We start from the raw sequence: 24,130 nt of genomic DNA on the forward strand, positions 1-24,130 counted from the left end.
TGGCTTTAATCAGGAGAGAAAGACATGCTTAATGGAGGAGTAATTGGTTTCGGACGTATGGGCATTACACATTATGCCATTCTTAACACCCACCCAGCAGTAAATATCACCTGCGTTTGCGAATCATCAAACTTTGTCCGCAAACAGCTCAAACGCTATGCCGACGTCAATCTGTACGGCAGCTACAAAAAGATGCTGAGCAAAGAAGATTTGCATTTTGTGATCGTTGCAACACCAACGGCTTACCACGCTGACATAGTCAGTGATGCACTGGACAGCAACACAGCCGTATTCGTCGAAAAACCGCTGGCCCTGCGTCGGGACGAAAGCAGCTCTCTCACCGACAAGGCCGCAAGCAAAAATGCTGTTAATCAGGTTGGATATTTCCTTAGATTCAATGAAGTATTCAAGACAGTAAAGGACATCGTGGACCACGGCTATATCGGCGACGTCATCCACTACAAAAACGAAATGTACGGCCGAACGGTCCTGAAAAGCTCTAAAAGCTGGAGAAGCAAGGGCGAACTTGGAGGCGGCTGCATTCTGGATTTTGCATCACACTGCATCGACCTGGCACAGTTCATGTTCGGCCCCGTCTCCAGGGTCGGCGGAAGCATGCTTAAAACGATCTATTCTGAAAAGGTAGAGGACGCAGTCTACACAATGCTCGAACACGAAAACGGCCTCTCCGGAAATGTAATGGTCACCTGGAGCGATGAAAGCTATCGCAAACCCTTCAACAGAATAGAAATACTTGGCAGCCAGGGCAAAATAATAGCGGACAGACAGGAATATCGGCTTTATCTCCGAAAGGACCCCGACCCAGAGAGCCCATATACAAAAGGCTGGAACATTCACTACCTGCCCGAGCTCGACCAGCCCGTTCGATACTCGCTTCGCGGCAGTGAGTTCACTCTCCAACTTGATCATTTCATACAAAGCGTAATAGAAAATGACACCCAGGGCGCTTGCACATTCGAAGACGGCGAAAGAGCGGACCGGGTGATCGACATGATAAGGGAAGATTTCATTTCAAGGAGTGCATAACCATGGATAGAGTTATTTTGGGTGATAATCAGTTCTTCGGCGTAAGCCATCTTTCAGAAGAAAAAGGTATGGAACGCGCCCGCCGGTTCCAAAACATTGACGAAATAATCAAAGTGATTGACTACGCTTATTCCGCTGGGATAAGAGGCTTTTCATTCAGCACCCACGCTCAGGTCGAGATCATTTGCGATTACTTCAGAGATAACCAGCATAAGTACCCTGGCATCAGATTCTATCCCTGCGTACCATATGCCCACAAGTATGCAAACATGGTAAATGAACAAGGGATACTTGGCGCTGTCTCTGAAGTTGTTCTCAGCGACAACAGCGCATCCAATGCATTTGGAATGATGGCAAAGGCCGGCAATTTCGTCTTTACCCAACATCCCAGACGTATCATGGAGCTGCTGCTCGATGCAGAAATGAAAATGTTTCGAGACCTGAACGTAGAGGTTGTTTTCCTGCAGAACATAATCACTGATCTCCTGCTCGGACTCGGCTGGGCGGATGTCTTCTGCGATTTCATTGACTATATCGAGAACAATTACAATGCGCGTGCAGGCTTTATGACGCTCAACATGCCCCGCCTGCTGCATCTTCTCAAGTCCAATGGGGTCGAAAGCCCTGTCATCTGCAGTGCCATCAACAAAAAAGGCTTCCAGATGAATCCCGGCCTCGAAGCATACGAGACCGCGCTGACTCATGAATCATTCGAGCCCGTCGCAATGTCCGTTCTTGCAGCAGGTGCTCTGAGACCAACCGAAGCCATAGATTACATTTCCGGCTTCAAAAGCATCAAGTCCGTCATATTCGGTGCTTCTACTCCGGCACATATAACAGCAACGAAAGAACTTATCGAATCAGCATTTTCACAAGAACAGCGAACTCAACCCGTAGTTGCATACCAGAAGCAGGCTTAACATGAAAAATATGAGATCAGGCAAGAAAAGAACTATTTGCGTTGGATGCTCCGCTGGTGGACATATGAGCCAATTATTGATCCTGTTGAACTGCTGGGACTTTCAGCAGAAACCGGACCTCTATGTAACGACCAGAAAGCAGACGGCCCAGCCGTTAGAAAGCCGGGGACCAACCTACTGCATCGGCGAATGCAACAGACGTAAGCCTGTCCGCAGCTTACTCGTACTGCTGAAAACCCTGTCACTCGCTCTTCGAAAAAGACCGGATGTGATTATTACCACCGGCTCGATGCCTCTGGCTCTGTTCTGCGGGTGGTCAAAACTGCTCGGAGCAAAGATCGTCTGGATCGACAGCATAACGAACATTGAAAAGCTCTCTGTTTCAGGACGATTCGTCAGACACTTCGCAGACCTGATGCTCGTCCAATGGCCTGAATTAACTAACAGATACACTAAAGCAGAGTATGTTGGAGCGATAGTATGATATTTCTGACAGTGGGCGCACAATTCGGCTTTGACAGGCTCGTAAAAGCTGTCGACATGTGTGTCGAAAAAGGCGTCATAAAGGACGATCTCTTTGCCCAGGTGGGAAACGGAAGATATATACCCCGAAACTTTCCGTTCAAACCGCTGTTGAATTCAAAACAGTATGGCGAACAGTTCGCAAATGCCTCAGCCGTCATAGGCCATGCAGGAATGGGTACCATAATCACAGCCTTGAAAATGAACAAACCCCTCCTTGCAATGCCGAGGCTGAAGGAATTTGGCGAAGTCGTCAATGACCATCAGATAGCAATATGCCGTCGATTTGCCGCAGAGGGTCTGCTCCTGCCCGCCTACAGCGAAACGGAACTGCCCGAGCGGGTCGTCAATCTTGCAGAATTTGTCCCGCTCAAAAGAGAACCACAGCCGGAAAAAGTATTTGACCGAATACGCGAATTCTTGAAAGAGCTGGATCGAGGTCTTTGATCCCATGACATATGACAATTTACAGGTAATTCTTCTAACCGAATGCTGTCATTTTCACAGCTCAGCCCTGGAAAAGGTACGTAATCGTTGCCTTTGGCCCGTACTCGGCCGACCAGCCCTGGAGAGAACACTCATACAGTTAAAGGATAGAGGCCTGGTCAATGTCAGCATCTCCTTGGGAACAGGCGAATTATCAGAGGATGAAGTAAATGTACCAAAGGATATGAATGCCGCATTTTTAAAAGAATCGCTACCCGTAGGATCGGCTGGCATCATTCGACAAGCGGCCGAAGCGACCCCTGAAGCCCAAAAATTCGTTATATTCAGCTCAAGTATTTGCAAACTCCCCGATATTGACAGCATTCTCGAGACACACCTTAAAAAGAAGGCTGATCTGACAATCGCAATGGACGCCGTTCATGAGCAGGACCACATGGTCACCGGCAAAACCGAAGCATTTATCTGCAACAGAAGCGTATGTCCCTATATAGATTCAGATTCCTACATCGACATAAAGGAACATTTGATCCCCTCATTGATCAAACAGGGAGGCACGGTAGCTTACAGTAGATTGGCCTTTTCTTTGCTCCACTTCACGGATTGGCGGAGCTATCTCCATGCGGTCCGACAGTTGCTCTTGGATGAAGACACCCTGCCTTCAATAGTTCGCAATGATCGTTTCACACGGCATTCAGAGAACATTCTCATTGGCACCGATGCCCGGATAGCGAAGAACGTTCGCATATTCGGCCCCTGTCTCATAGGACCTGATGCAAGAATCGAAAAAGACTCGACCATCATAGGCCCTTCGGTGATCGGTAAAAACACAATCGTCGAAAGCAACTGCCTGCTCAAAGATGTGATTGTATGGGACGATGTAACAATAGATAAGAATTGCGAACTCAGCAACTGCGTAATCAGTCAGAACACACGGTTAAAAAAGAACTCATCAAGGCAGAATAGTGTAATAGCGGCGAAAGACAGAAATTTCTTGCCGAATCATTCACTAAAATTACCCGCCGCTATTCGCTCACAAAGTCAAAAGTGCATTAACAGAGGCCTTCTCACTAAAGTCTTTGCCATAACAGCAGTTTTTCTATTCACATGGTCATACTGGCCTCAGATTTCAAATCTGCTTGATATCTGGCAAAACAGCAGACTTCATGCTGCAGGTGCCCTCGTCCCGCCGCTGGCACTCTATGCTGCCTGGACAAAGAGAGAAGAACTTTCTAAGCTCAAATTAAGGCCCAGCCTCTGGGGAATTCTGGCATTGAGCCTCGCAGAAATCACACGTCATTTCGGAACATATTTCATGTATGGATCACTGAACAGGCTCTCCATCCTGATCGCGATCACCGGACTGCTTCTGTTGTTCTTTGGAATCTCTTCCATACGCAGGACAGCCCCGCTGCTGCTCTTTCTGCTGCTCATGTTTCCCCTGCCCACCTCTTTAAGAAATTCGATCTCAGTACCCCTGCAGGAACTGGCCATCAGTTCGGTCATGTTCGGTATGGAAATAATGGGCATAACTGTCTCACGTGACGGTGCCTACCTGGATTTTGACTCTGCACGGATCCTCGTAAGTGAAGGATGCAACGGCTTGCGAATGATCATGGCATTCGCAATTCTAACTTGCTTTATAGCATTGATCATCGAAAGCCCGACGTGGATCAAGTCCTCACTAATACTCTCCTGCATACCTCTCAGCTTGTTGTGTAACTCTATCCGACTCGGCGCAACCGCCCGACTGAGTATGCAGATCGGCTCTAACGAAATTCAGCAAACAATACACGACATTGGAGGACTCGCCATGGTCCCCCTGGCCATGGGTTTCGTTTTGCTCGAATTACGTTTCTTTTCAAGCTTTACCAGAAATGGATCTCTCATCCTTAAACGAAAATAAAGGAGCACGATTATGAATCAGATCGATAAGTACTATGAATCATATCTAGGCTCGTACGCCCAGGAAGGCACAAAGCAAGAATCTGAAAACACCTTGACATTGTTCAAGATAATCAAGGCACTGCTGCGACGGTGGTACATCGTTCTGCTGACCGTGGTCGTCCTTTGTGCGATAGGCATCCCCGCCATCTTCTACATGTTCAAACCGTCTTACGAAACAGTCGGCGCCATCAGAGTTTCACCGATACTCCCCAATGTACTCTTCGACGACGCCGAAACCCAGGACGTAATGCCCAACTACCAGGGCTTTATGAACACCCAGGCCGAGCTCATGTCCAGCAACGAGATCCTCAATCGCGTCGCCGAAGACATGGCCAAAAGAGGCATACGCATATGCGAACCCGATATGGACCCCGTAGCGATCCTGAAGCTCATGATCAACAAAGAAACCATCCTCATCGAGCCCGGCGAAAAAACAGAACTGATCAACATCAAAATGAAAACCAACAACACCGCATTCTCTGAAGAACTTGTCGACTCGTTCATACGCGTCTATATGACTATGCAGGCCTATGAAGAAAATCAGGGCGAAGACAACAAACTCGCCTTGCTTGAGAACAAAAGAGCTTCAACAGCAAAACAAATGCAGCAGCAGCGAAAGATCATTCGCCAGCTCGCCGAAGAATTCGGCACAACAAGTCTCACCGGCCGACAGGAAATGATGCTTGAGCAGGTAATGAAGCTCCAGAATGAACTTACGACCCTCGAAACCAAAAGGATTGCCCTTGAGGCCAACGTACAGATGAAAGTCAACGGTGACAAGGTCCTGCTCGCCCCCACCGACCGCATGAAGCTAAAATACGAATTCATAAATGCTGACTTGACCATAAAGGCCCTCACCGAAGACATGGCCAAACTGGAAAGAGATGTACTGGGCGATCAGCAAACAATGGTCTCAGGCAATCCAAGGCTCGAACAAAGAAAAGAAATACTCACAGCCTTAAAAACACGACTGGACCAGAGACGCGAGGACATAGGCAAAAAATTTGAGGAGCTCATAGAGGAACAGATAAACCGCAGCTCGGAGTTTCAGGTGGCCGAACTCAAAGCCGAACTTGCCAAAGTCCGCGAAAACGAACGGCGCATAAGAGAAAAACTAGAAGGTACCAACGCAGAATTAATCACATTAGGCAAAAGACACCTCGCGATAAAGGACCACCAGGAACAGCTCGAGCTAACCAAAGAACTTTACGACGCTATCAATCGCAAGATCCAGAAGATCGAAATGGAAAGCCAAAGACCCGCCCGCGTCTCCGTCGCCTACTATGCATCCAGCGTCATCGCCAAAGATAAAAGACAAAAGCTGGCGATCGTTGCGGTCCTTGGTTCAATTTGCTGCGGCGGCTTTCTTGGAGTAATGATCGATCGATCAGACAAACGCATGCGTACACCCACCGACCTAAACAAATCACTAAGCACCCGCATCATCGGCACAACCGTATGCCCAACCGAGGTCAAAAGATCAGAGCTCTCGGAAAGACTCGCCGACGACTACCGCACTATACGAGCCAACATCAGCATGCTCGAAGAAGAGAATCAACACATATTAGCAGTAACAAGCAGTCAGCCCAAGGACGGCAAGACTACCTTCTCGATCAATTTCGCTGCAAGCCTGGCACAGAACGACCGAAAGGTCCTGCTCATTGACGGCGACCTGAGAAAACCAGACATTGCACGCATCCTGAATCTCCCTGAAGGCACTACAGGACTTTCCGACGTCCTTGAAGGCAAACCATTTGCCAACGCTCTCTGGTACGCACCATCAGCAGGATTCGATGTCCTCGGCAATTACGACCGTTGTCTCAAGGCCTGCGACAGGCTGTCCAGACCCGAGGTCCAAAGCAACATACGAAATCTTTGCAGATACTACGATCATGTTGTAATAGACACCCCTCCTGTACTCGCCTTCCCCGACGCCCTGCTTTGGGCTCGCATCGCCGACGCGACAATACTCGCCAGCTTCGCAGGCAAAACAGCAGCAGACGACCTCAAGGAAGCTTACGGCAGGCTTCATGAACTCAACATCACTGTGCTGGGGACGGTCCTCAACGGTGTCCACACCGCTCACTCATACAATAAATACGGCTACAGATATTACAAGGCATCCTCATCACCCGCCGACAAAAACGGCCCTACACGAAACAGACCTCTTCTGCTCACATCAGGGAACTGATTGCTTATGCTAAGAAAAATCACACAATGCACAATCCTTGAAGATCTAACCGCGGAGTCTAACCCCCCCATCGGCAACTGGCTTGCAGCGCATCAATGGCGACTGAATGCACTAATTCAGATAGTCAGGCAGAATGCCGCCTGCAAATGCAGTCACATCTTTTATCCAGCGTCATGGCGTATTTCCAGCGATGATCGAAACCTCACGCCATATGACTGCACACTACTACTGAAAACACTCAAAAATGAAATCTCAGATCACAAAAACATCCTCCTGAATCACGCTAAGAACGTCACAAGGATCGACCCTGCAATACTGCGATCTCTGATCGAACGCTATTCGGATATTGACGTGCTGGCCGTCAATGTCAGAAAGGACCTCACCCGCATCACCGAAAGAGCGATACTGAATGAACATGGCAATGTCTGCGGCTTCAAGAGGTTCTACAATCATGGAGCTTTACGTGAAATGCAATGCACCGATTGGCCTGATTACCTCTTGATCAACAGCAACATCCTCACTGACCTGCCCGATGACATCGATCTCATCACTGATTTCACACGGTTTTGGAAATTCATCATTGAGCACAATCACTCTCGGGTCACAGTTGGCGTTCCAGGTCAGATCGTTCCGTTACAGAATAGCGTCGAAACAGTTTTAGATATGGCTCACAGCATCATCTCGAGCAAAACAAGAACCGATCATACACCGATTGACGGTATGAAAAAAGTTCAGGATCCGTCCATCCGAATAATCGGCAACGTTCTGGCAGGCCCAAATCTCTCCTTGGGGAAAAACTGTGTACTTCTCGGCCCTTCGATTATCGGCAAGAACGTGCATATACAAGACGGATCTCTCATTGATTCCAGTGTCATCGATGACAACACCTGCGTCGAATCCGGCTCAAGGATCAGAAATACGTTCTTAACCCACTCCGAAACCAAGTGCTCAGCCGAAAATACATCAGACTTACAGCTCAGCGAACCCATCCAAATTTCAGGTGCTCTGGGCTATCCAAATTACCCAAAACGCTGTCTGGATGCACTCGCATCGCTGGGCCTTATTCTCGTCTCGGCACCTGTCATGCTCGCTATAGCAGCCGCGATAAAGCTCGAATCGCCCGGCCCAGCAATATTCAAACATCGCAGACAGGGTCTCTCCGGCAGAGAATTTCAATGCCTGAAATTCAGAACAATGGTAACAGGCGCAGACCAAATGCAGCAGATACTGAGATCATTGAACGAAGTTGACGGCCCTCAATTCAAAATAGAAAACGATCCGCGAGTCAGCAGGCTTGGGAGGTTTCTCAGAGCAACATACCTGGACGAACTGCCGCAATTATTTAACGTTCTGGCCGGTCATATGAGTCTCGTAGGCCCAAGACCCTCACCTGCGCGGGAGAACCTGTTTTGCCCGCACTGGCACGATGCAAGGCTGTCCGTCAAACCCGGCATAACGGGTTTATGGCAGGTAAAACGTAATCCTGAGCGAACTCACGATTTCCAGGAATGGCTCAAATATGATGTTGAATATGTCAATTCGATCAGCTTCAAGCTGGATCTCTGGATATTCCTGCAAACAATAAAAAAACTCACATCGAAACTGGCAGAACCGCTTGCCGTTCGGATTTTCAATTGGAAACGCCTGAATCATGTCCCGGAAAAAACGTAATATCATAACCGCCCTTTCGGCATTCATTCTTCTGGTCGTCGTCATTTTTGCATTGAACGTGATCCATGACTGGCAGCAGAAACGTTTGTCCGAAAAAACCTACAGCCAGGGACTGAACGCCTACCAGCAGAACAACTGGGCCCAAGCAGCAAAACACTTCCGTACCTATCTTTCCAAAAACGGCACCGACAACGAAATTCTGGCAAAATTCGCCCAGGCCCAGCTTAATCGCAGGCCACTAAAAAAACAGTACTTCGACAGTGCAATACGCTCCTACCGGCGGATTCTTTTGAACGACCCACAAAACCTGACCGCCGCGATGGCTCTCATTGACAGACTTATCGAGAACGATCTGCCGGCCGAAGCTGAACTCGTCGTAAACAGATTGACCGGACTCGCAAAACATCCTCAGATAAGACTCAGGCTCGCTCTTGCCAAACAAAAACAGGGTGACTTCAATTCAGCAGTCAAAATAACGAAACAATTGATCCAGTCTGACCCCAGAATACTCAAAGCGTACGAGCTCCTCATTCAAACAGCTTCTCAAAAACCGGAGATCATGAATGAAGCCGGAATGTATTGGTGCGAGAAATGTCAGGAAGAAAATCCGCAAAACCCAATGAGCCATATTCTAATGGCCGAACAGCAGATAATGCAAGGCAATGATGAACAGGCATTGAACGATCTAAACAACGCAGCAGCATTACCAAATATGAGTCATGATGTACATCTTCGCCTTGCTGACAACTATAAAAATCTGAACAAGACAGACCTTTCCCTCCAGCATCTCGAACATGCCCGCAAGATCGAAGCTAACAGTTTCAAACTATGGAAAGCCTACGCCGAACATGCGATTACATCAAGCGACACCTCCAAAATGACATACGTTGCGCAGCAGGCCCTGAAAGACCTTGATCCCGATGATTGGGACTTTACACCCATAGCCGCAGAATTGCTCATTCACTCCGATGAGCTGAATCAAGCAGAACAAATGATTCAGCAATACCGGGAAAACGGAGGTTTACGAACTACAGCATGTTTCCTCGAAGGCTTGATCTTTGTCCGAAGAAATGAAAATTCCAGGGCCATAGATTCATGGGAAAGGGCTCTTCAACTCGGCGACCCCACACTGAGAACAAGACTTGAACTTGCCGCCCTGTTCTTGCAGCAGGGATTGCCTTACCGGGCCCAGAGGGTACTTACAGACTGTGATAACTATGAGAACCGAATAGAGGTCCTGCTTTTAAGGGCCCAAACAGCCAGACTTTTGAAAAAAGCCCCCGAAGCGATCGAATACTATCAGAAAGCTTTGCAGCTTTATCCCGAAAATGCGGATATCATGAGCCGCTATTTTGACTATGCGCTGACAGTTTTCGAAGATCCAGATATTCCTATCAGCAAAGGAGAACTCGGTTCTGTTCTGGAACGGCTCTTGAACACGGATATCCCCAAGCCAAAGAAGCGTCTCCTTTCAATGAGATTCTATCTCGCAGCCGATCAACTGAACAACTGTGAAAAAGAACTGAATCAGCTCAAACAAGAAGGATCGCTGACTTCAGAACATCTGCTGATTCAAGCGGATCTCGAATACAAAAAATCTGATCTACGCAAGGCACTTGACATTCTCGAAACGATCCAGCCGGACGACCCATACTACATCCAGGCCTCACTCAAGGGTGCCCGGATCTGTACAAAAAGCGGAAATCCGGAACTGTCAGAAAGCTTCCTGCAACGTAAACTTGAACATGCCGCATCGAAAGAGGCAAGAAATATACTCCTGGTAAGCTTGCTCGACATTACCAATGACCGTACCGACGACGCCGACTTCAGCAAGCTTAAAACGCTGCATGAGCGATTCGGCCCATCGATAGCTTTAAATCGAAGATTACTTCATTGCGATCAAACATATGATGAACCCCTGCTAGTTGAAAGCCTGATCGATGAACTGAGAAACATCGAAGGCGAAAACGGCTGGCGATGGAGATATGAAACAGTAAGGCACTGGCTGAACTTGCCGGACTTCACATCGCGTTACACTGAAGCAGTGCAACTGACTGAAGAAATACAACGGATGTATCCCGAACTGCAAACATCACATATACTTATGGCCAGAACCCATGAAACAGCAAGAAGAACCAACCTGGCCCTTAAGTCATACCGCCAGGCATTGCAGCAGAACCCATCAGATATCGACTTAGCACTCGAACTCATAAAGGTCCTCAAACGAGCTGACAAGCATAAAGAGGCAGAAACTCTGAGCCGAACATACATCGATCGGTTCCCCTACAACCCCCTGCTGGCCTCATTGTCTGCAGACTACTACATAAGCCACGAACAACTTCAAAAAGCCGAAATGGTGCTCTCTAAAGTAATTGAAAAAGAACCTGACAACATCACCATACTGCTGCGGCTAATAGAAACTCAGATCAGCATGAAGGATTTCGACTCCGCGGAAAGAACCCTCAGCGACCTCCTTAAACAACTCCCAGCAGCACAAAGCATAGAATCGTGTACCGCAGCCGTCAATTTTAGCCTTGCAAAAGGCGACACAAGAACGGCTGTCAAATACTGTAACGACCTTCTCAAGAACCGTGAATCCTCAAGGCCATATCTGCTTCGAGCCAGAATATATTCATTGACTGGAAAAACTACATTGGCAATGGATGATCTTCTTCGAGCGGTTCAGGTCGAGCCGACTGATTCAGGGGCCTGGCTGGAACTCGCAGTATTTTATCATTCGATCGGTGACATAAAACAAAGCATTGAAGCGATCGGAAAATGTCTTCAGATCGACCCATACGATCCGACGATCCGAAAACATGCTAGCCGCATCATGCTCGAAAGCAATGACACAGCCGTCCGAAAACGCGGACTGGAAATACTCAAAAAGGAACGCTCAAAAAACAAAGAAGACACATCGCTGGCCCTTCTCGAAGCACAGAGCCTATATAGGATGAGGAACAGAACCGACCGACTCAAAGCAGAAGAGATCTTGCGTCTGCTCATCAAGAAAAATCCCCTGGACAGTAACTTATGGCTCACCTGGGTCCATGAACTTAAACGGTTAAACGAGACAGAAAAAGCAAGCCAGGTTCTTGAACAGGGACTTATCTATTTACCGAATAACCCTCTGCTTCTTTCACAGATCGAAAATTTGGGGCGCGAGGATATGGATCACGACTCAGTAAAAAGGCTTCAAGAAGTGGTTCGCAGCAGACCCTCGGATTCTCAGGCCGCGATAGCCCTGGCCAGAAAACTGATAGATTCACAAAAACCTGACGAAGCTTCAGAGCTGCTCGAAAAACAGCTCGCGGTTTGTCAACCACAGGCCAGACCGCGTCTCGAAACTCTCCATGCGGTTGCTCAGTATCATGGCGGACACATAGATAAATCTGAAAAAGAATTCAACGAACTCCTGAAAAAGTATCCTGGCAACCCCCTAATACTTGCCGAGCGGTTCAGGGTCCTCTTTCAGCAAGGCCGGCAAGCGGAAATCGAAGAACTAGCAAAGGCAGAGATTCAGAAGGACCCCAGACAAAAGCCTCTTTTCATAGCGGTCATCAGGCAGATGGCAAATTATGAAGACACCAAGTCCGTCACCCTCGCAACCTCAATTGCAGAAGCGGTCCACACTGTTTTTGAAAACGATGCAACGATCATGAGCATCCTGGGCGCTCTGTATCGCAAACGACAGAAGGATCAGGATTCCATAAGGATGTACACAAAGATAGTCTCGCAATACCCGGAACACGTTGAGGCCATCAATAACCTGGCATGGCTGCGATCGGAAGTGGACCGCAAATACAACGAGGCCTTCGACCTCACCCAGCAAGGCCTTGACACAGCGGACTCATATCCCAACCTCATCGATACACGAGGCGTAATCAATTATCGCATGGAGAACTACAAAGCCGCTCGTTCGGATTTCATTAGAGCCTTGGAAACAGCCGAAGTAGGCGGCCCGTTATATGTCAACAGCACTTTCCATCTGGGCCGCACCCTCGCAGCAATGAACGAAAACAAACAGGCACTCCAAAAACTAAAAGAGGCCCTTGAGTTCAATGAATACGCAAAAGTCTTATCGAATCAGAATATAGAGGAAGCTAACCGCCTTATTAACCTTTTGATCGGAACGGTGGAACAAAATGAGCACTAAGACAATGGACAAGCAAGCAAAAGTAAGCCGTAGTTCTGAGTACCATCTGCCCAGCACAGTACTTCTGGACAACAAGCAATGGCTCTACATCCAAAGACGCTATCGCATGACCCCCAGAGAGGTGCAGATCGTAAAGCTCGTCTGTCAGGGTCTCAGCAATAAGGAAATTGCTGACATACTCGACGTAAGCAGCGGCACCATCAAGGCACACATCAGAAACATCTACCGGAAAAGCTGGGTCCACACCCGCATCGAAATGCTCATCCGGTTTCTGGAAGATGTAGCCGCCGCAAATATCGAGCCCGATGACTACGACCACAGCTACTCACGCATCAAAGAAAACACCAGCCACATAGACAGCTAAGCTCAAACCGGCCTGATATACCGACAATAGCTTTGCATTAGCGGAAAGTGTATACGATGCAATACAAAATAACAGCACTAATACAGATTCGGCATGGCTCACAATACATACATGTCAACACCCTTCCAAGAGCACCCCCATTTGCCGGAAACACAGCGACCTGTGAACAGTCGCGTTAATAAGTAATATTGAGGAGACTCACCATGAATTTAAAACTAATGACAACTATAATCGTTCTAGCTTTTGCGGCGACTGCGACCGCAAGTTTTGACTATGCAGCTCTAGATGAAAGCCAGGCTTCTGCGACCGGCTGGCAGTTGGAAGCAACTGGTGTGGAACCAACACTTCCTGCATCAGCTAAAAAAACTGACAAGTTCGTCGTAAGATCCGGCAAATGGGGCACAGACGATGAAGATGTTGATCCCGAAGACGTACTCGCCGTAAAGCCCGGCAACGGAAATGCTAATGGAATCGTAAAGAACGTGATTCCTAAAAATCTGGTGCCCGGCAACGGCAATTGGGAAGATGTCTCATCCGGTGTCGTCCAGACCCCGACAAATGGCGACGCGACAGACGGACCCTCTGCAACTCCTCTGCCCAGCTCAATGACCCTGGGCTTGATAGGCGTGAGCATGGTTGGCCTGTTGAGAAAACGCCATGCAGCTTGATGCATGCTAAGTCTTGAACTGGTCACGGTGCTGTCCTGAAAGCTGCCTTGAAACCCATTCTATGCATCGTGACCAGTTTATAAACCAATTTTAACAGTTCATCTCAATCAAACATAAAACACTTGGGGGAAAACAAATGAAATTTCAAGAAATGATCATCTCGGTGATCCTGGTTCCATGTTTAATACTGACAACTGGCTGCTTTTCTTCAAACCCGGAAGACATAAACGCTTTTCTAATGCCCGACCAGGCGGAGATCGCGGCCCAGAACTACCTTCTTCGGCCTCCAGACAGAATCGTGATTCATTGCACCAGCATCCCCGAACTGCACGAACAGGAACAGGCTATCAGACCGGACGGCAAGATCGCTTTCCAGGATATCGGAGAACTGAAAGTCGCAGGTAAAACACCTAATGAAGTTTCAGGAATCCTGAAAGACAGACTCTCAAAGCTCTACAAGCTTACTGGCGATATACCCGTCGATGTCAGAGTAGCAGAATACAGAAGCGCCGCATACTATGTCTTCGGCGAAGTCAACTTCCCCGGCGCTAAACCATTCACCGGAAGAGATACGGTCCTCAGCGCGATCAGCAAAAGCCGGCCTACCGGTTCCTCCTGGTCCGAAAGGGTACAGATCATCAGACCCTCCAGCGATCCAGAAGAAAGGCCTAAGATATTCGAAGTAAATCTCAACCGTATGCTCGCACACGGTGACACAAGCAAGAATGTATTGCTCCAGGAAGGCGACATGATTTACGTACCGCCAACAATACTGGCAGCAAGTGCGGAAGTGATCGAAGAAATTGTAAGGCCCGTCGGAAGAGCCTTCGCACCAGTCAACATAACCCAGACAGGCGGCGACGGGGGTTTCTAACCCACAGCAAATTACTAATGACAACTTGAGCACACGGAGGTTGAAATGCAGCTACACGTACTGCCAAGAAGAAAAAGCAAATCCCGGCAAAACCACAACCTGGAAACCATCCGCATACTGGAGGAAAAACAGCGTGCATTAGAAGAGTCCTGGCTTTACGACCTTGAACCTCTTGCAAGACTTCTCTCAGAATTGCACGAGTCCAATTTCGAACTAACAACACCTCCGGATGAAGCCATAAACGCCGCTTTAGCAGCTTGGCAGCTCGGGGGCGAGGCCTGCATGAGAAAGTTGCGGGACATGACCATCGAACGCTCCAAACCCGATCAGGCACAAACGTTGTCGCAATGCCTTGATTTCTGGTGGGACGGAATAGGGTCCTGGCGGCTCGAACCCGCCCTTTCACGATAAAAATTCGAGCAAGTTCCGCAGGTTTTTAGCACTCTTTTGCACTAAAACCCCTTGCAAATACCTTGATAGCCTTGTAAATTACTCAAACTATTACAGAGGCTGTTATGGTATCTTTGCGCTTCCAGCTCCTGATAATCTGATGCATAAATAAACCCATAAGATGCGCTCGTAGCTCAGCAGGATAGAGCATCGGTTTCCTAAACCGGAGGTCCCAGGTTCGAATCCTGGCGGGCGTATATAAGCGAAGGCACGGCAAGCAAAGCCGTGCCTTTTCGCATCAAAGAACGTCATTTCGCCATTTCTTTGTGCTTCTTCTTAAAGAGTCCGGGCACCAGAACGACCAACAGCAAAATCCCCGCCGCATGCTGCCACCACGCAGTGTCCATCTCGTGCATATGCTCTGCCACCCGTCCGCCAATCCCCGGAAACATAGCGTCCAGAAGGAAGCCCGCGCTCAACGCGCAAACAACCACCGTTAGCAGGTATATCAATGCCGTTTTTCTGCCCATTATATTCCACAAAGTTGTAAATGTGGCTGCATTCGTCGCAGGCCCAGTCATAAGAAAAACAAGAGCCGCCCCAGGCGTCAGCCCCTTTGCAACCAACACCGCCGCAACAGGGATCGAAGCGGTCGCGCAGACATACAGAGGTATCCCAAATACAAGCATCAGCAGCATAGACGGCAAACCCGCGCTTACGTGCGAAGCGAAGAAATCATCCGGTATAACCGCGGCCAGGATCGCAGCAATAATAATCCCCACGATCATCGGCCTTCCAATATCTCGCGGCAGCGTTACGAAACCATGCTTAAAAAGACGTATCAGCCAGAAAGGCTGCTTCTTCCCGCCGCAGCAACTGTCCTCTTCCTCAGCACCATCCGCAACCTCACCCGCTACTTTCTCTCCTGACCCGCCGGTAAGCTGAACAGCAAATCCGCCGATCAGACCCGTTATAAATGCGATTACCGGCCTGAATACCGCAAAGATAGGCCCAAGCAATGCATACGTCGCCAATATACTGTCAACCCCCGTCTGAGGTGTCGAAAGCAAAAATGACACCGTCGCCCCCTTCGCCGCCCCATGCTTACGCAATGACATCCCCACAGGGATCACACCGCACGAACACAACGGCAAAGGCACCCCGAATAACGACGCCTTGACCACAGGCCAAAAGCCGCCGCCCCCCAGATGATTCTCAACGAATCTCGCTGAGAGTATCACGGAAAGGATGCCGGCCACCAGGAAACCGAACAGCAGATACGGCGCCATCTCCGTCAATGTCCCCCAGAACTCGCCTGCCAGCATCACTATAGTATCCATCGTTAACTCCTTCTATGACTACATAGTAGTGCGTTCAAGCACTTCACCATGCAAGCTCACTGTAACATCATCAAACTTCATATCCTTGCCGCTGGCTTCTACTGCCTGCTTTGCAAGACGCGTCAATCCCGAGCAGCAAGGCACCTGCATATGAAGCACGCTCAGACTGTTAAGGTCGTTCTGCCTGATTATCTCAGCCAGCTTATCAACATACGGTCCTGTATTATCGAGCTTCGGACACGCAATTGCAAGGCTGTGATCCTTGAGAATCTCGCTATGGAAATTACCCATCGCGAACGCAACGCAATCAGCAGCCAGCACAAGGTCCGAGTTCTTGAAATACTCCGCATTCGGCGACACCAGCGCAAGCTGTACAGGCCACTGAGCCAACTGAGAACTCGTATCCCCATCCCGCTGCTCGCTGTCCCCACGCTTACCCTGAAACATCTGAGCCATCATACCAGGACAACCGCCCCCGCTCGGACGCTTCTTGGCGTTTTCCTGAGCTTTGATACGCTCATTGGTTGCCTCTTCGTCAAATTCCTCGGCGTCTCTTTCTTCGATCGAGATCGCGTCCATCGGGCAATGCCCAAGACACGCACCGAGACCATCGCAATATATTTCGCTAACCAGCTTGGCCTTGCCGTCGATTATCTCAATCGCATTCTCGGCACATGCTGTCACACAATCACCACAGCCGTTACATTTACTTTCGTCGATCTTTACTATTTCACGTTTTGCCATATCTGTAAAACCTCTCTCATGAGAAAATAGTTCGCGTTCACGCCCTGATCATAGTCAGCAGCATCTTGAATTTCTGTTCCGCCTTAACAGCATGGGGCACATCGGCAGGCATAATGATCACCTCGCCTGCAGCAACTTCATGCTCTTCACCGTCAATTATTATCACGCCTTGTCCGTCCACGATCTGAACCAACGCATCAAAAGGAGCACTGTGCTCACTCAAAGCCTGGCCCTTAGCAAAAGCGAACAACGTCACCGTCCCGGTCCCCTTGTCCAGCAGGGTCTTGCTGACCACAGCATCGTCCGCATAATCGATCAGCCCGTTCAAACTACCTTTTTTACCAAGCACGGCATCCAGTACTTTTTTCTTTTTATCATTTGTCATTTAGCAGCCCTTTCAGCTCGTTCGATTGTAAAATCCAGTAAACTTACACCGTCAAGAAAACCATCTACGTCTCTTTGCAATTCCCGAAGCTTTCGGCAAAGCCCACAACTGCCGCTTCGAACACAGCCCTCACTACCAGCAGTACACTTATTCACCGTTATAGGCCCTTGAATGACTTCAACAATCTCCGTGACCTTTATCTCTTCAGGACCGCGAGACAACTCAAAACCACCCTTTGGTCCCATTTTACTGCTCACAAGGCCTGTTTTATGTAGCTTCTGGAGCAGTTTGGCAGTTATCTGATAAGGCATTCCGCACAACTCTGCAATGTCTCTTGCCGGAACCGAACGCCCCTCATTGGCCAGAAATATCATGGCTCTCAAGGCATAATCAGTATTTCGTCTAATAATCTCCACTTGAAGCTCCCTAAGTATGACCATTTCAGTCTTACTTACGGTCATACTAATAGCTTGTTCCCTTCATTGCAAGAAAAATTTGATTCATAAAGAAACCTGGGTAACCGAAGCAGCCTCCTGCAACCCCACACGCCAGCCGCATAATTTCACAGTCCGGCGAGAATGGACCTCCAAAAAGTTCGTCGGAGGCACGGCTGTTAATTTCTGCGGCGCACAACTTGCCGTTTCCCCATTATTCCATGATTATTCAGAAATTTGCCCGCTTTATAGGCTTTGGGCTTCGATCTTCCCGTCAGGCTTTATCCTGACTGTGCCGCGAAGCTCTTTCGACGAAACAAAGCGATATACTTTGTCGCATTCGACCGTCACATCATGCCCGTCGATCGTGACCGTTATATCATCCTCGTGCCCGCGTTCGTGCAGTATATTCGCCAGCGCAAAAGCCTTCTCAGCACCGTCACCCCGCTGATAATTCACGACCTCGTCAGGCTGAGCGATCCTCTTGCCCTGGTAAATGGACTCGTTGACCATGGGCCCGAGCCACTTTACCAGCTTCTCAGTGCTTATATCTTTTGCCGTCTCAATACTTACGGGATTGCGCTCGATCGCGGCCCTGGCAAATGGAACCCAGTCACACGTTTCCATGTCCCTGTACGCATAGAATGCAAGATCGACCATCTTGTTGCTGCTCCGCAACCCCTGAAGATAATCGATGATCTCTTCCCTGCTCTGCTCTGGCGATATCTTTACCGGCTCGGTCTCGTGAAACTTTTTATCACCGCTTGGCAGCCTCGGCTCGGTCTTGAGAAAATCAGTCATATCTTCCATGAATGCATCTACATCCGGCAGCAAAGTACTGAGATAATCTTTCAGCTTCGCCTGCCCCTCAGGGTCAAAAACGTCTATCTGTTCGTATTCGACAAAGGCCCTCAACTGCTCGGAACACATGCGGTCCAGACGCTTATAAGGCGTAAAATCTTCGTCAGACACTTCCTCCAGCAGCTTATCGAACGTCTGGTCTGCAATACGGTAATTACTGCCGTGCTCATACCTGAACAAAACATCGGCATCGATGAACTTCTTCTGCCCCCGCAGCTCCCTGCAGTACTGAAAATATTTCTGGTAATCATGATAGGCACGCAGAAAGTTAGAAAATGTCAGAAGATCGAACTGCTCCGTCAGATAATCATCCAGACGATTCTTAAATCCTTCATATGCCTTAGGGTCAATGGTAGCATCATCATAAAAACAGTGCACATGCCCTGTCGAGTGAGCGACGATCGTTATCTGCTCATTCTTCATGGCACGCTGAGCCTTCATGGAAATCTCAGTGCCGTTGAACCACATACTCTTGGTCACGATCCGGCGATTGTTTGTTATCACCCCGCCGTTCACATCCACATAGTTCTGAGAATGCAAAGGCGTGAGGATCATATAAATATCCTCCAGCGGAATATCACAAACCACAAATGCAGCCGCCGCATAAAGCGCCGCCAGCGACACACACTCCCCCGCCTTCTTGTCATAACCAGGCTTGTACTGAAAGGCGTCCATAGCCTCCAGCGTCTCGGTCTTCCAGTACGGAATTATCTCGCTGTCATATTTATCAAGACCGAAATGCTTTCGGATCTCAACGTCAAAATAGTACTTATCCCCGGTATACCCGAACAGCGCATTACTCTGCGCAATATCGCGAGGATCGATCGTATCCTTGAATCTCTCCAGCTCCACATCCTTATGCGTCAAACCCCACGTCTCAAGGTCCAGGTTGAAATCATACTCGTCCATGATAAACTGGCGCATACGCATGAATCGTCGGTAAGGCGTCTTGTTCTTTATCTTCTCAAATGTCTCCAGCTTACGCCACTTCCACAGTATCGGGCTCATGATATTTGCCAGCACCAGGCTGTACATAAGCTCCGGATAAACGAATATCTCCATATCCGAAAGCGTGATCGCCGATGAATACTTTTCAAGCTCTTCTGCCTTGATCATTTTCTCACTCGTAAACAATAACCATATAACTCACACAGGTCGCACTTCTCAGTAAGCTTACCCGTGCAATTATCAATAATTCCAATTCTGCTCAAACTGAAATCATACTTCACCGGATCCTCAGGCCGGACCTTCGCAAAACTTTCCGTTATCTCCAGCGCTGCCTTGAGCGAAACCGTCTTCCTGCCATACAAACCCAGTATCCTGCACAAACGTTCCATATGTACATCGATCGGCACAACCAGCTTTGCCGGGCTGATCGTTTGCCAGACACCCGGATCGACCTCGTCATCACGAACCATCCATCGCAAAAAAAGGTTCAGCCGCTTCGATGCGCTCCCCCTCGCCGGACTCGCAAGCAGATACTTCACCCCCCTGCTTACCTCCTTCTGATAAAGCTCCTCATACAGATCCGAAAGATGATCGCAAAAAGCTGTCAATACCGGCACAATGGTAGAATGCTCATCCCGGTCGGTCTCAGCAAAATAATTCTCGATCGAACCGAATCTGACCAACACCTTCTGCAATACGCCGAACAGCTCCGCCAGGTCCTTCCCCGTATTGAAACGATGCTTGAAACCCGCCAGCTCCGCCGCCTTGCTGTCGTTGAACCGCCTGACATAATCGCCGGGTCTCTTACCCATCACTCCCAGCAGCCCCGTCACACTTCGCTCTATCTGAGTCACCCTGCCGTACGCCAGCGCCGCCGCGACAAAGCCAGCCATCTCCTGATCCAGCGGCTCCTCGTATCTGTATACAAATTGAAGCGGGTCCGGAGGAATAAGCTCCCTCCGGTTATACCGCTCATATATCCGCTCTAAGACAGACTCAAGTTGCCCTTGCGATCTATTCACCTTTGACAGCAGCCGCAAATTCCTCAAAGTCCATCTTGTCCAGCATCGCGCCTATGCGCTGATGAGGCCTTGCATTGGCCTTGAAATAGTCGATGATCCTATCAACCAGTTCCATCGCCTCCGTCTCGCTCAGGTCCTTGGCGAGTTCACGAGCAAGTCTAGGTCGACCACCGCCGTTGCCCCCTACCAGAACCTTCCAGCCGTTCTTCATGCCGACCAGCCCCACATCCTTGATGCAGGTCTCAGCACACTGATTCGGACAGCCGCTAACGCCGATCTTGAACTTGCCCGGCAGATCCATACCATGATACTTGCCGTCAAACTTCATGCCCAATGCCAAACTGTCCTGCATACCCTTCTTGCAGAAAGTAGTACCCGGACACGCCTTGACGCTGCGCACGCAAATACCAACAGCAAAGCCGGGCGACATCCCCAGCTCACTCCAGACCGCGTCAACGTCTTTTTCGTCAAGTCCTACTATAGCAATGCGAGCCGCACTGGTAACCTTAAGCGCCTGCGCACCATATTTCTCCGCCACATCAGCGATCTTACGCAAAGTCTCAGGCTTAACGACCCCGCAAGGAATATGCGGAGCAACAGCGTACGTCTTTTTATCTCTCTGTATTATCGCGCCTTTTTCGCCATCTTGAAGCACAGCAGTCTCCTTAAAATGCGTTCCAAATCAATTAGTCGCTCTATGCGAATGACTTAGAATAACATTTTTCGCCGGAATATCAACCCTTCATCACAAAACAGGCCCCTGTGGGGTGCATCACAATATTTAGGCACAGTCTTTTATAGCATATTCCCATAAATCGCTGTGCAGTGCGGTTCTGACTTCCAGCATAGCGGATGCTCCTTGTCGGCTCCACCGCATCCCTGAGCTCTTCAGGCGGGCCTGCACAACGGTTTTGCATGAACTTTCTATCGGTCCGCTGTCCACGCGAAGCCCCATAGCCAGCAATTTCGGATAGTCGATCCGCTCAATCCGCCGAGACAGGAAGTTGATCAGCTTCGACAAGGCCTCGGCGTCTTCGCTGCTCGCAACCCGGCTTTTGCTGATTCGCAAGCTCCTGATCAGTTTTTTGGGCCCCTTATCTCGAAGTACATGACAGTATTTGCTTCGCCAGCGATTGCTCCTCTTCGAATTTTCACCGTAAAGCAAACTGGCACACTCGCCAATGTGCTGACAGCAGTGCCAGTAATCAACTACTTGTTTTGCATTAGGAAGATTGCTTTTTATATGCCTGTGAAAACCTTCCGCACCGTCCATTAAAAACGTCATGTCTTTGGCTTTCGATGCTCCAATCCGAATCGCCTCACGACGGGCAAGAGAGCCGAACTGCTTGATCGGACCGAGCACAGCACGATGGCTGACCTTACTACAGGCGTCATCCTCGTAACGCAGAAGTTTGACTTCCTTCCACCCTTCACGACGTACGTTTATCAACACTCCGTCGGCATAGCCATACAGCTTACTGCCGGCAATTTCGTCCCACTTCCGGTCGTCGCTGCTGCAATCACGGTTTTGTCTGATAGAGCCTGAAACCGCCAATATCCGCCTTCTCAGCGATTCGTGAGATATATGAATACTGAAGTCTTGACGCAAAAATCGGCTAACCTCTTTATAAGGGCCACTTGCCGTATGACGCAATACCAGCTCGTTGGCGATCCGGCTGTATTTGCGGCCGCTGCTGACAAGATTGCTGATCGGCTTGCTGCTGCCGCAACTGCAATGATAATAAGTGCCGGTAAGACTTATATTGCCACGCTTGGTGATGAACTCGTAGGATTTGCTGCCCTTGTGTCTCATTTTTTTTTACACTTGCCGCAACGCCGGTAGTCCGAATCAGTCTGGGATTTTTCCAATGCCGTCTGGATAGCCTTTCGCTGCACATCCTTGAGTAAAGGCTCAAGCGTTCTGACGATCTGATCATCGCTGACATCCAGCAACGTCCCATTAGCCGCGGAATCGAGCTCGTCGTGGAGCTCCTGGCAACCCTTGCGAAATTCGGCAACCGCTTCTTCAATCCAATCCTGCTGTGACATGATATACCTCGAAAAATAACCTTTTCTCTAAGTTATACCATATCCAAAATGTTCGCGCCACCTTTTTTTGATGCACCCGCCCCTGTGCTTGATATCCAGCACGCACATCAATGCTGGTGAACATGGCCCGCTTGACCATGTTCATGCCCATGGTCACTCATAGCCGCCTGGCTGTCCTCATCAAAATAAGCCTTCTCAAAATCCCCAAGCAGCGCCCGCAGTTCCGCAACATATTCCAGATCGGTAGTCTGCTTAGCTTTCATGGCATTATACAGCAGCTTGTGAAGCAGTGTAAGCTGCTTGTTATATTCCTTCTGCGTCTCAACGCTCGCACCTTCTTCAGGCGGCGCAAGCCTCTGCGCCATGAAATAGTACGTAACATCCTCACTGAACTTCTGAGCGTGCTCCTCTTTGTTCGTCACCCACCTTACAAGCTGATTCGCATTCTTGCCCGGATCGATCGAAAGCTCCTCGATCTGTTTCATGGATTTCTCTATCGTCCTGATATCCTCAGCCATCGAACCGATCCGAGCCTGATCGTCATAAATCCCGCAAGGTATCTGACAGTGCGAATAAACGATCGGCGCAGCCGCCGCCATCAGCAAACCTATTACAGTAATTGCCTTCGTCTTCATGATAGTCTCTCCTCTCTATGGAAATGGCACATAATTATCGAGGTGTACAAACTCAGCGTTTTCCAGGTAATACTCCGGCTTCTCGACAAAGTCACAAATGTTGTCGATCACAAACCAGTGCTTCTGCTCCTCTTCCGCCAGTCTGTGGAATATCTTCTTCTCAACCTCATCATCCGCCTCTTTCTCCTTCTGCAGATAGTAGTCCCTCGCCTCCTCTTCTATCTTCTTGGCCTGATGATAAACCTCTTTCTCATCATCCTCAAACTTTATCTCCTCGCGCGCACCCTGCATCTTCTCAAATACCTTCTTCGCATCCGCCAGCACATCCGTCTTCGTCACACCCTCCGGCGTCTCCTGCTTCATCCGCTCAACGGTATGATAGTGCTTCTCTTCCTCGTCAGCCAGCATCTGCAAAATATGCTTAACCCCGACTGACTTACTCTTCTCGGCCATGTCCAGGTACTTCTCCCGGCTCATCTTCTCTTTTTCCATTGCAAACTCAAAAATATCCATCTCTT

Annotated in this window: 23 protein-coding genes and 1 tRNA gene; 13 read left to right on the forward strand and 11 right to left on the reverse strand. The window is 49.0% G+C overall.

Going from position 1 to position 24,130, the window contains the following annotated elements:
* Positions 1-24 precede the first annotated feature (24 nt).
* The 13 genes from STSP2_RS12750 (at position 25) to STSP2_RS12810 (ending at position 15,451) form a co-directional block, all read left to right on the forward strand.
* Positions 25-1,047 (forward strand): Gfo/Idh/MocA family protein, encoded by a 1,023-nt coding sequence (locus STSP2_RS12750; protein WP_146663143.1) that lies wholly within the window; start codon positions 25-27, stop codon positions 1,045-1,047.
* A 2-nt stretch (positions 1,048-1,049) separates the two neighbouring features.
* Positions 1,050-1,967: a hypothetical protein gene (locus tag STSP2_RS12755; RefSeq protein WP_205847897.1), complete on the forward strand. Its 918-nt coding sequence runs from the start codon at positions 1,050-1,052 to the stop codon at positions 1,965-1,967.
* Positions 1,968-2,031: 64 nt separating this feature from the next.
* Positions 2,032-2,451, forward strand: coding sequence for a glycosyltransferase family protein (locus STSP2_RS12760; RefSeq protein WP_169853204.1), 420 nt, complete (start codon positions 2,032-2,034; stop codon positions 2,449-2,451).
* Positions 2,448-2,936: a glycosyltransferase gene (locus STSP2_RS12765; protein WP_146663145.1), complete on the forward strand. Its 489-nt coding sequence runs from the start codon at positions 2,448-2,450 to the stop codon at positions 2,934-2,936. The genes STSP2_RS12760 and STSP2_RS12765 overlap by 4 nt, the downstream gene beginning before the upstream one ends.
* A gap of 4 nt (positions 2,937-2,940) precedes the next feature.
* Positions 2,941-4,839: an exosortase gene (gene xrt, locus STSP2_RS12770; protein WP_146663146.1), complete on the forward strand. Its 1,899-nt coding sequence runs from the start codon at positions 2,941-2,943 to the stop codon at positions 4,837-4,839.
* 12 nt (positions 4,840-4,851) lie between these two features.
* Positions 4,852-7,071, forward strand: a complete 2,220-nt coding sequence (locus STSP2_RS12775; protein ID WP_146663147.1) for an exopolysaccharide transport family protein — start codon at positions 4,852-4,854, stop codon at positions 7,069-7,071.
* Positions 7,072-7,077: 6 nt separating this feature from the next.
* Positions 7,078-8,742, forward strand: a complete 1,665-nt coding sequence (locus STSP2_RS12780) for a sugar transferase (protein ID WP_146663148.1) — start codon at positions 7,078-7,080, stop codon at positions 8,740-8,742.
* Positions 8,723-12,898: a tetratricopeptide repeat protein gene (locus STSP2_RS12785; protein ID WP_146663149.1), complete on the forward strand. Its 4,176-nt coding sequence runs from the start codon at positions 8,723-8,725 to the stop codon at positions 12,896-12,898. Before STSP2_RS12780 ends, STSP2_RS12785 begins: the two co-directional genes overlap by 20 nt.
* Positions 12,888-13,262: a response regulator transcription factor gene (locus STSP2_RS12790; RefSeq protein ID WP_146663150.1), complete on the forward strand. Its 375-nt coding sequence runs from the start codon at positions 12,888-12,890 to the stop codon at positions 13,260-13,262. Before STSP2_RS12785 ends, STSP2_RS12790 begins: the two co-directional genes overlap by 11 nt.
* A gap of 203 nt (positions 13,263-13,465) precedes the next feature.
* A complete protein-coding gene (locus STSP2_RS12795; RefSeq protein WP_146663151.1) occupies positions 13,466-13,930 on the forward strand; it encodes a hypothetical protein in 465 nt (154 codons plus the stop codon).
* A gap of 136 nt (positions 13,931-14,066) precedes the next feature.
* Positions 14,067-14,804: a polysaccharide biosynthesis/export family protein gene (locus STSP2_RS12800; protein WP_146663152.1), complete on the forward strand. Its 738-nt coding sequence runs from the start codon at positions 14,067-14,069 to the stop codon at positions 14,802-14,804.
* 45 nt (positions 14,805-14,849) lie between these two features.
* Positions 14,850-15,215: a hypothetical protein gene (locus tag STSP2_RS12805; RefSeq protein ID WP_146663153.1), complete on the forward strand. Its 366-nt coding sequence runs from the start codon at positions 14,850-14,852 to the stop codon at positions 15,213-15,215.
* A 162-nt stretch (positions 15,216-15,377) separates the two neighbouring features.
* A tRNA-Arg gene (locus tag STSP2_RS12810) sits at positions 15,378-15,451 on the forward strand.
* Between the two features lie 51 nt (positions 15,452-15,502).
* On the opposite strand, the gene STSP2_RS12815 is transcribed toward STSP2_RS12810, so the two are convergent.
* From STSP2_RS12815 to STSP2_RS12865, 11 genes are all read right to left on the reverse strand, one after another.
* Positions 15,503-16,534 (reverse strand): SO_0444 family Cu/Zn efflux transporter, encoded by a 1,032-nt coding sequence (locus tag STSP2_RS12815; protein ID WP_146663154.1) that lies wholly within the window; start codon positions 16,532-16,534, stop codon positions 15,503-15,505.
* Positions 16,535-16,552: 18 nt separating this feature from the next.
* Positions 16,553-17,278, reverse strand: a complete 726-nt coding sequence (locus tag STSP2_RS12820; protein WP_146663155.1) for an ATP-binding protein — start codon at positions 17,276-17,278, stop codon at positions 16,553-16,555.
* 37 nt (positions 17,279-17,315) lie between these two features.
* Positions 17,316-17,663: a cupin domain-containing protein gene (locus STSP2_RS12825; RefSeq protein ID WP_146663156.1), complete on the reverse strand. Its 348-nt coding sequence runs from the start codon at positions 17,661-17,663 to the stop codon at positions 17,316-17,318.
* Complete coding sequence (locus STSP2_RS12830; RefSeq protein ID WP_169853205.1) at positions 17,660-18,079, reverse strand: RrF2 family transcriptional regulator; 420 nt, start codon at positions 18,077-18,079, stop codon at positions 17,660-17,662. Before STSP2_RS12830 ends, STSP2_RS12825 begins: the two co-directional genes overlap by 4 nt.
* Before the next feature lie 264 nt (positions 18,080-18,343).
* Positions 18,344-20,074 (reverse strand): hypothetical protein, encoded by a 1,731-nt coding sequence (locus STSP2_RS12835; RefSeq protein WP_146663158.1) that lies wholly within the window; start codon positions 20,072-20,074, stop codon positions 18,344-18,346.
* Positions 20,071-20,928, reverse strand: a complete 858-nt coding sequence (locus STSP2_RS12840; protein ID WP_146663159.1) for a TIGR02757 family protein — start codon at positions 20,926-20,928, stop codon at positions 20,071-20,073. Before STSP2_RS12840 ends, STSP2_RS12835 begins: the two co-directional genes overlap by 4 nt.
* Complete coding sequence (locus tag STSP2_RS12845) at positions 20,921-21,583, reverse strand: nitrite/sulfite reductase domain-containing protein (RefSeq protein ID WP_146663160.1); 663 nt, start codon at positions 21,581-21,583, stop codon at positions 20,921-20,923. Before STSP2_RS12845 ends, STSP2_RS12840 begins: the two co-directional genes overlap by 8 nt.
* A gap of 126 nt (positions 21,584-21,709) precedes the next feature.
* On the reverse strand, positions 21,710-22,741 hold the full coding sequence (locus tag STSP2_RS12850) for a transposase (RefSeq protein ID WP_146659665.1): 1,032 nt from the start codon (positions 22,739-22,741) through the stop codon (positions 21,710-21,712).
* Positions 22,738-22,977: a hypothetical protein gene (locus STSP2_RS12855; protein WP_146659667.1), complete on the reverse strand. Its 240-nt coding sequence runs from the start codon at positions 22,975-22,977 to the stop codon at positions 22,738-22,740. The genes STSP2_RS12850 and STSP2_RS12855 overlap by 4 nt, the downstream gene beginning before the upstream one ends.
* Positions 22,978-23,084: 107 nt before the next feature.
* Entirely contained in the window at positions 23,085-23,612 is a 528-nt protein-coding gene (locus STSP2_RS12860) for a superoxide dismutase [Ni] (protein ID WP_146663161.1), read from the reverse strand.
* A 15-nt stretch (positions 23,613-23,627) separates the two neighbouring features.
* A complete protein-coding gene (locus tag STSP2_RS12865; RefSeq protein ID WP_146663162.1) occupies positions 23,628-24,125 on the reverse strand; it encodes a ferritin family protein in 498 nt (165 codons plus the stop codon).
* Positions 24,126-24,130: the final 5 nt, after the last annotated feature.

This window comes from Anaerohalosphaera lusitana (assembly GCF_002007645.1).
Classification (GTDB): Bacteria; Planctomycetota; Phycisphaerae; order Sedimentisphaerales; family Anaerohalosphaeraceae; genus Anaerohalosphaera; species Anaerohalosphaera lusitana.

Coding starts and splice junctions, on each gene's coding strand:
- STSP2_RS12755 (WP_205847897.1), top strand. CDS start 1,050: ATGGATAGAGTTATTTTGGGTGATAATCAGTTCTTCGGCGTAAGCCAT.
- STSP2_RS12760 (WP_169853204.1), top strand. CDS start 2,032: ATGAGCCAATTATTGATCCTGTTGAACTGCTGGGACTTTCAGCAGAAA.
- STSP2_RS12865 (WP_146663162.1), bottom strand. CDS start 24,125: ATGGATATTTTTGAGTTTGCAATGGAAAAAGAGAAGATGAGCCGGGAG.
- STSP2_RS12815 (WP_146663154.1), bottom strand. CDS start 16,534: ATGGATACTATAGTGATGCTGGCAGGCGAGTTCTGGGGGACATTGACG.
- STSP2_RS12805 (WP_146663153.1), top strand. CDS start 14,850: ATGCAGCTACACGTACTGCCAAGAAGAAAAAGCAAATCCCGGCAAAAC.
- STSP2_RS12825 (WP_146663156.1), bottom strand. CDS start 17,663: ATGACAAATGATAAAAAGAAAAAAGTACTGGATGCCGTGCTTGGTAAA.
- STSP2_RS12795 (WP_146663151.1), top strand. CDS start 13,466: ATGAATTTAAAACTAATGACAACTATAATCGTTCTAGCTTTTGCGGCG.
- STSP2_RS12790 (WP_146663150.1), top strand. CDS start 12,888: ATGAGCACTAAGACAATGGACAAGCAAGCAAAAGTAAGCCGTAGTTCT.
- STSP2_RS12750 (WP_146663143.1), top strand. CDS start 25: ATGCTTAATGGAGGAGTAATTGGTTTCGGACGTATGGGCATTACACAT.
- STSP2_RS12860 (WP_146663161.1), bottom strand. CDS start 23,612: ATGAAGACGAAGGCAATTACTGTAATAGGTTTGCTGATGGCGGCGGCT.
- xrt (WP_146663146.1), top strand. CDS start 2,941: ATGACATATGACAATTTACAGGTAATTCTTCTAACCGAATGCTGTCAT.
- STSP2_RS12765 (WP_146663145.1), top strand. CDS start 2,448: ATGATATTTCTGACAGTGGGCGCACAATTCGGCTTTGACAGGCTCGTA.
- STSP2_RS12780 (WP_146663148.1), top strand. CDS start 7,078: ATGCTAAGAAAAATCACACAATGCACAATCCTTGAAGATCTAACCGCG.
- STSP2_RS12785 (WP_146663149.1), top strand. CDS start 8,723: ATGTCCCGGAAAAAACGTAATATCATAACCGCCCTTTCGGCATTCATT.
- STSP2_RS12800 (WP_146663152.1), top strand. CDS start 14,067: ATGAAATTTCAAGAAATGATCATCTCGGTGATCCTGGTTCCATGTTTA.
- STSP2_RS12835 (WP_146663158.1), bottom strand. CDS start 20,074: ATGATCAAGGCAGAAGAGCTTGAAAAGTATTCATCGGCGATCACGCTT.
- STSP2_RS12775 (WP_146663147.1), top strand. CDS start 4,852: ATGAATCAGATCGATAAGTACTATGAATCATATCTAGGCTCGTACGCC.
- STSP2_RS12855 (WP_146659667.1), bottom strand. CDS start 22,977: ATGTCACAGCAGGATTGGATTGAAGAAGCGGTTGCCGAATTTCGCAAG.
- STSP2_RS12850 (WP_146659665.1), bottom strand. CDS start 22,741: ATGAGACACAAGGGCAGCAAATCCTACGAGTTCATCACCAAGCGTGGC.
- STSP2_RS12820 (WP_146663155.1), bottom strand. CDS start 17,278: ATGGCAAAACGTGAAATAGTAAAGATCGACGAAAGTAAATGTAACGGC.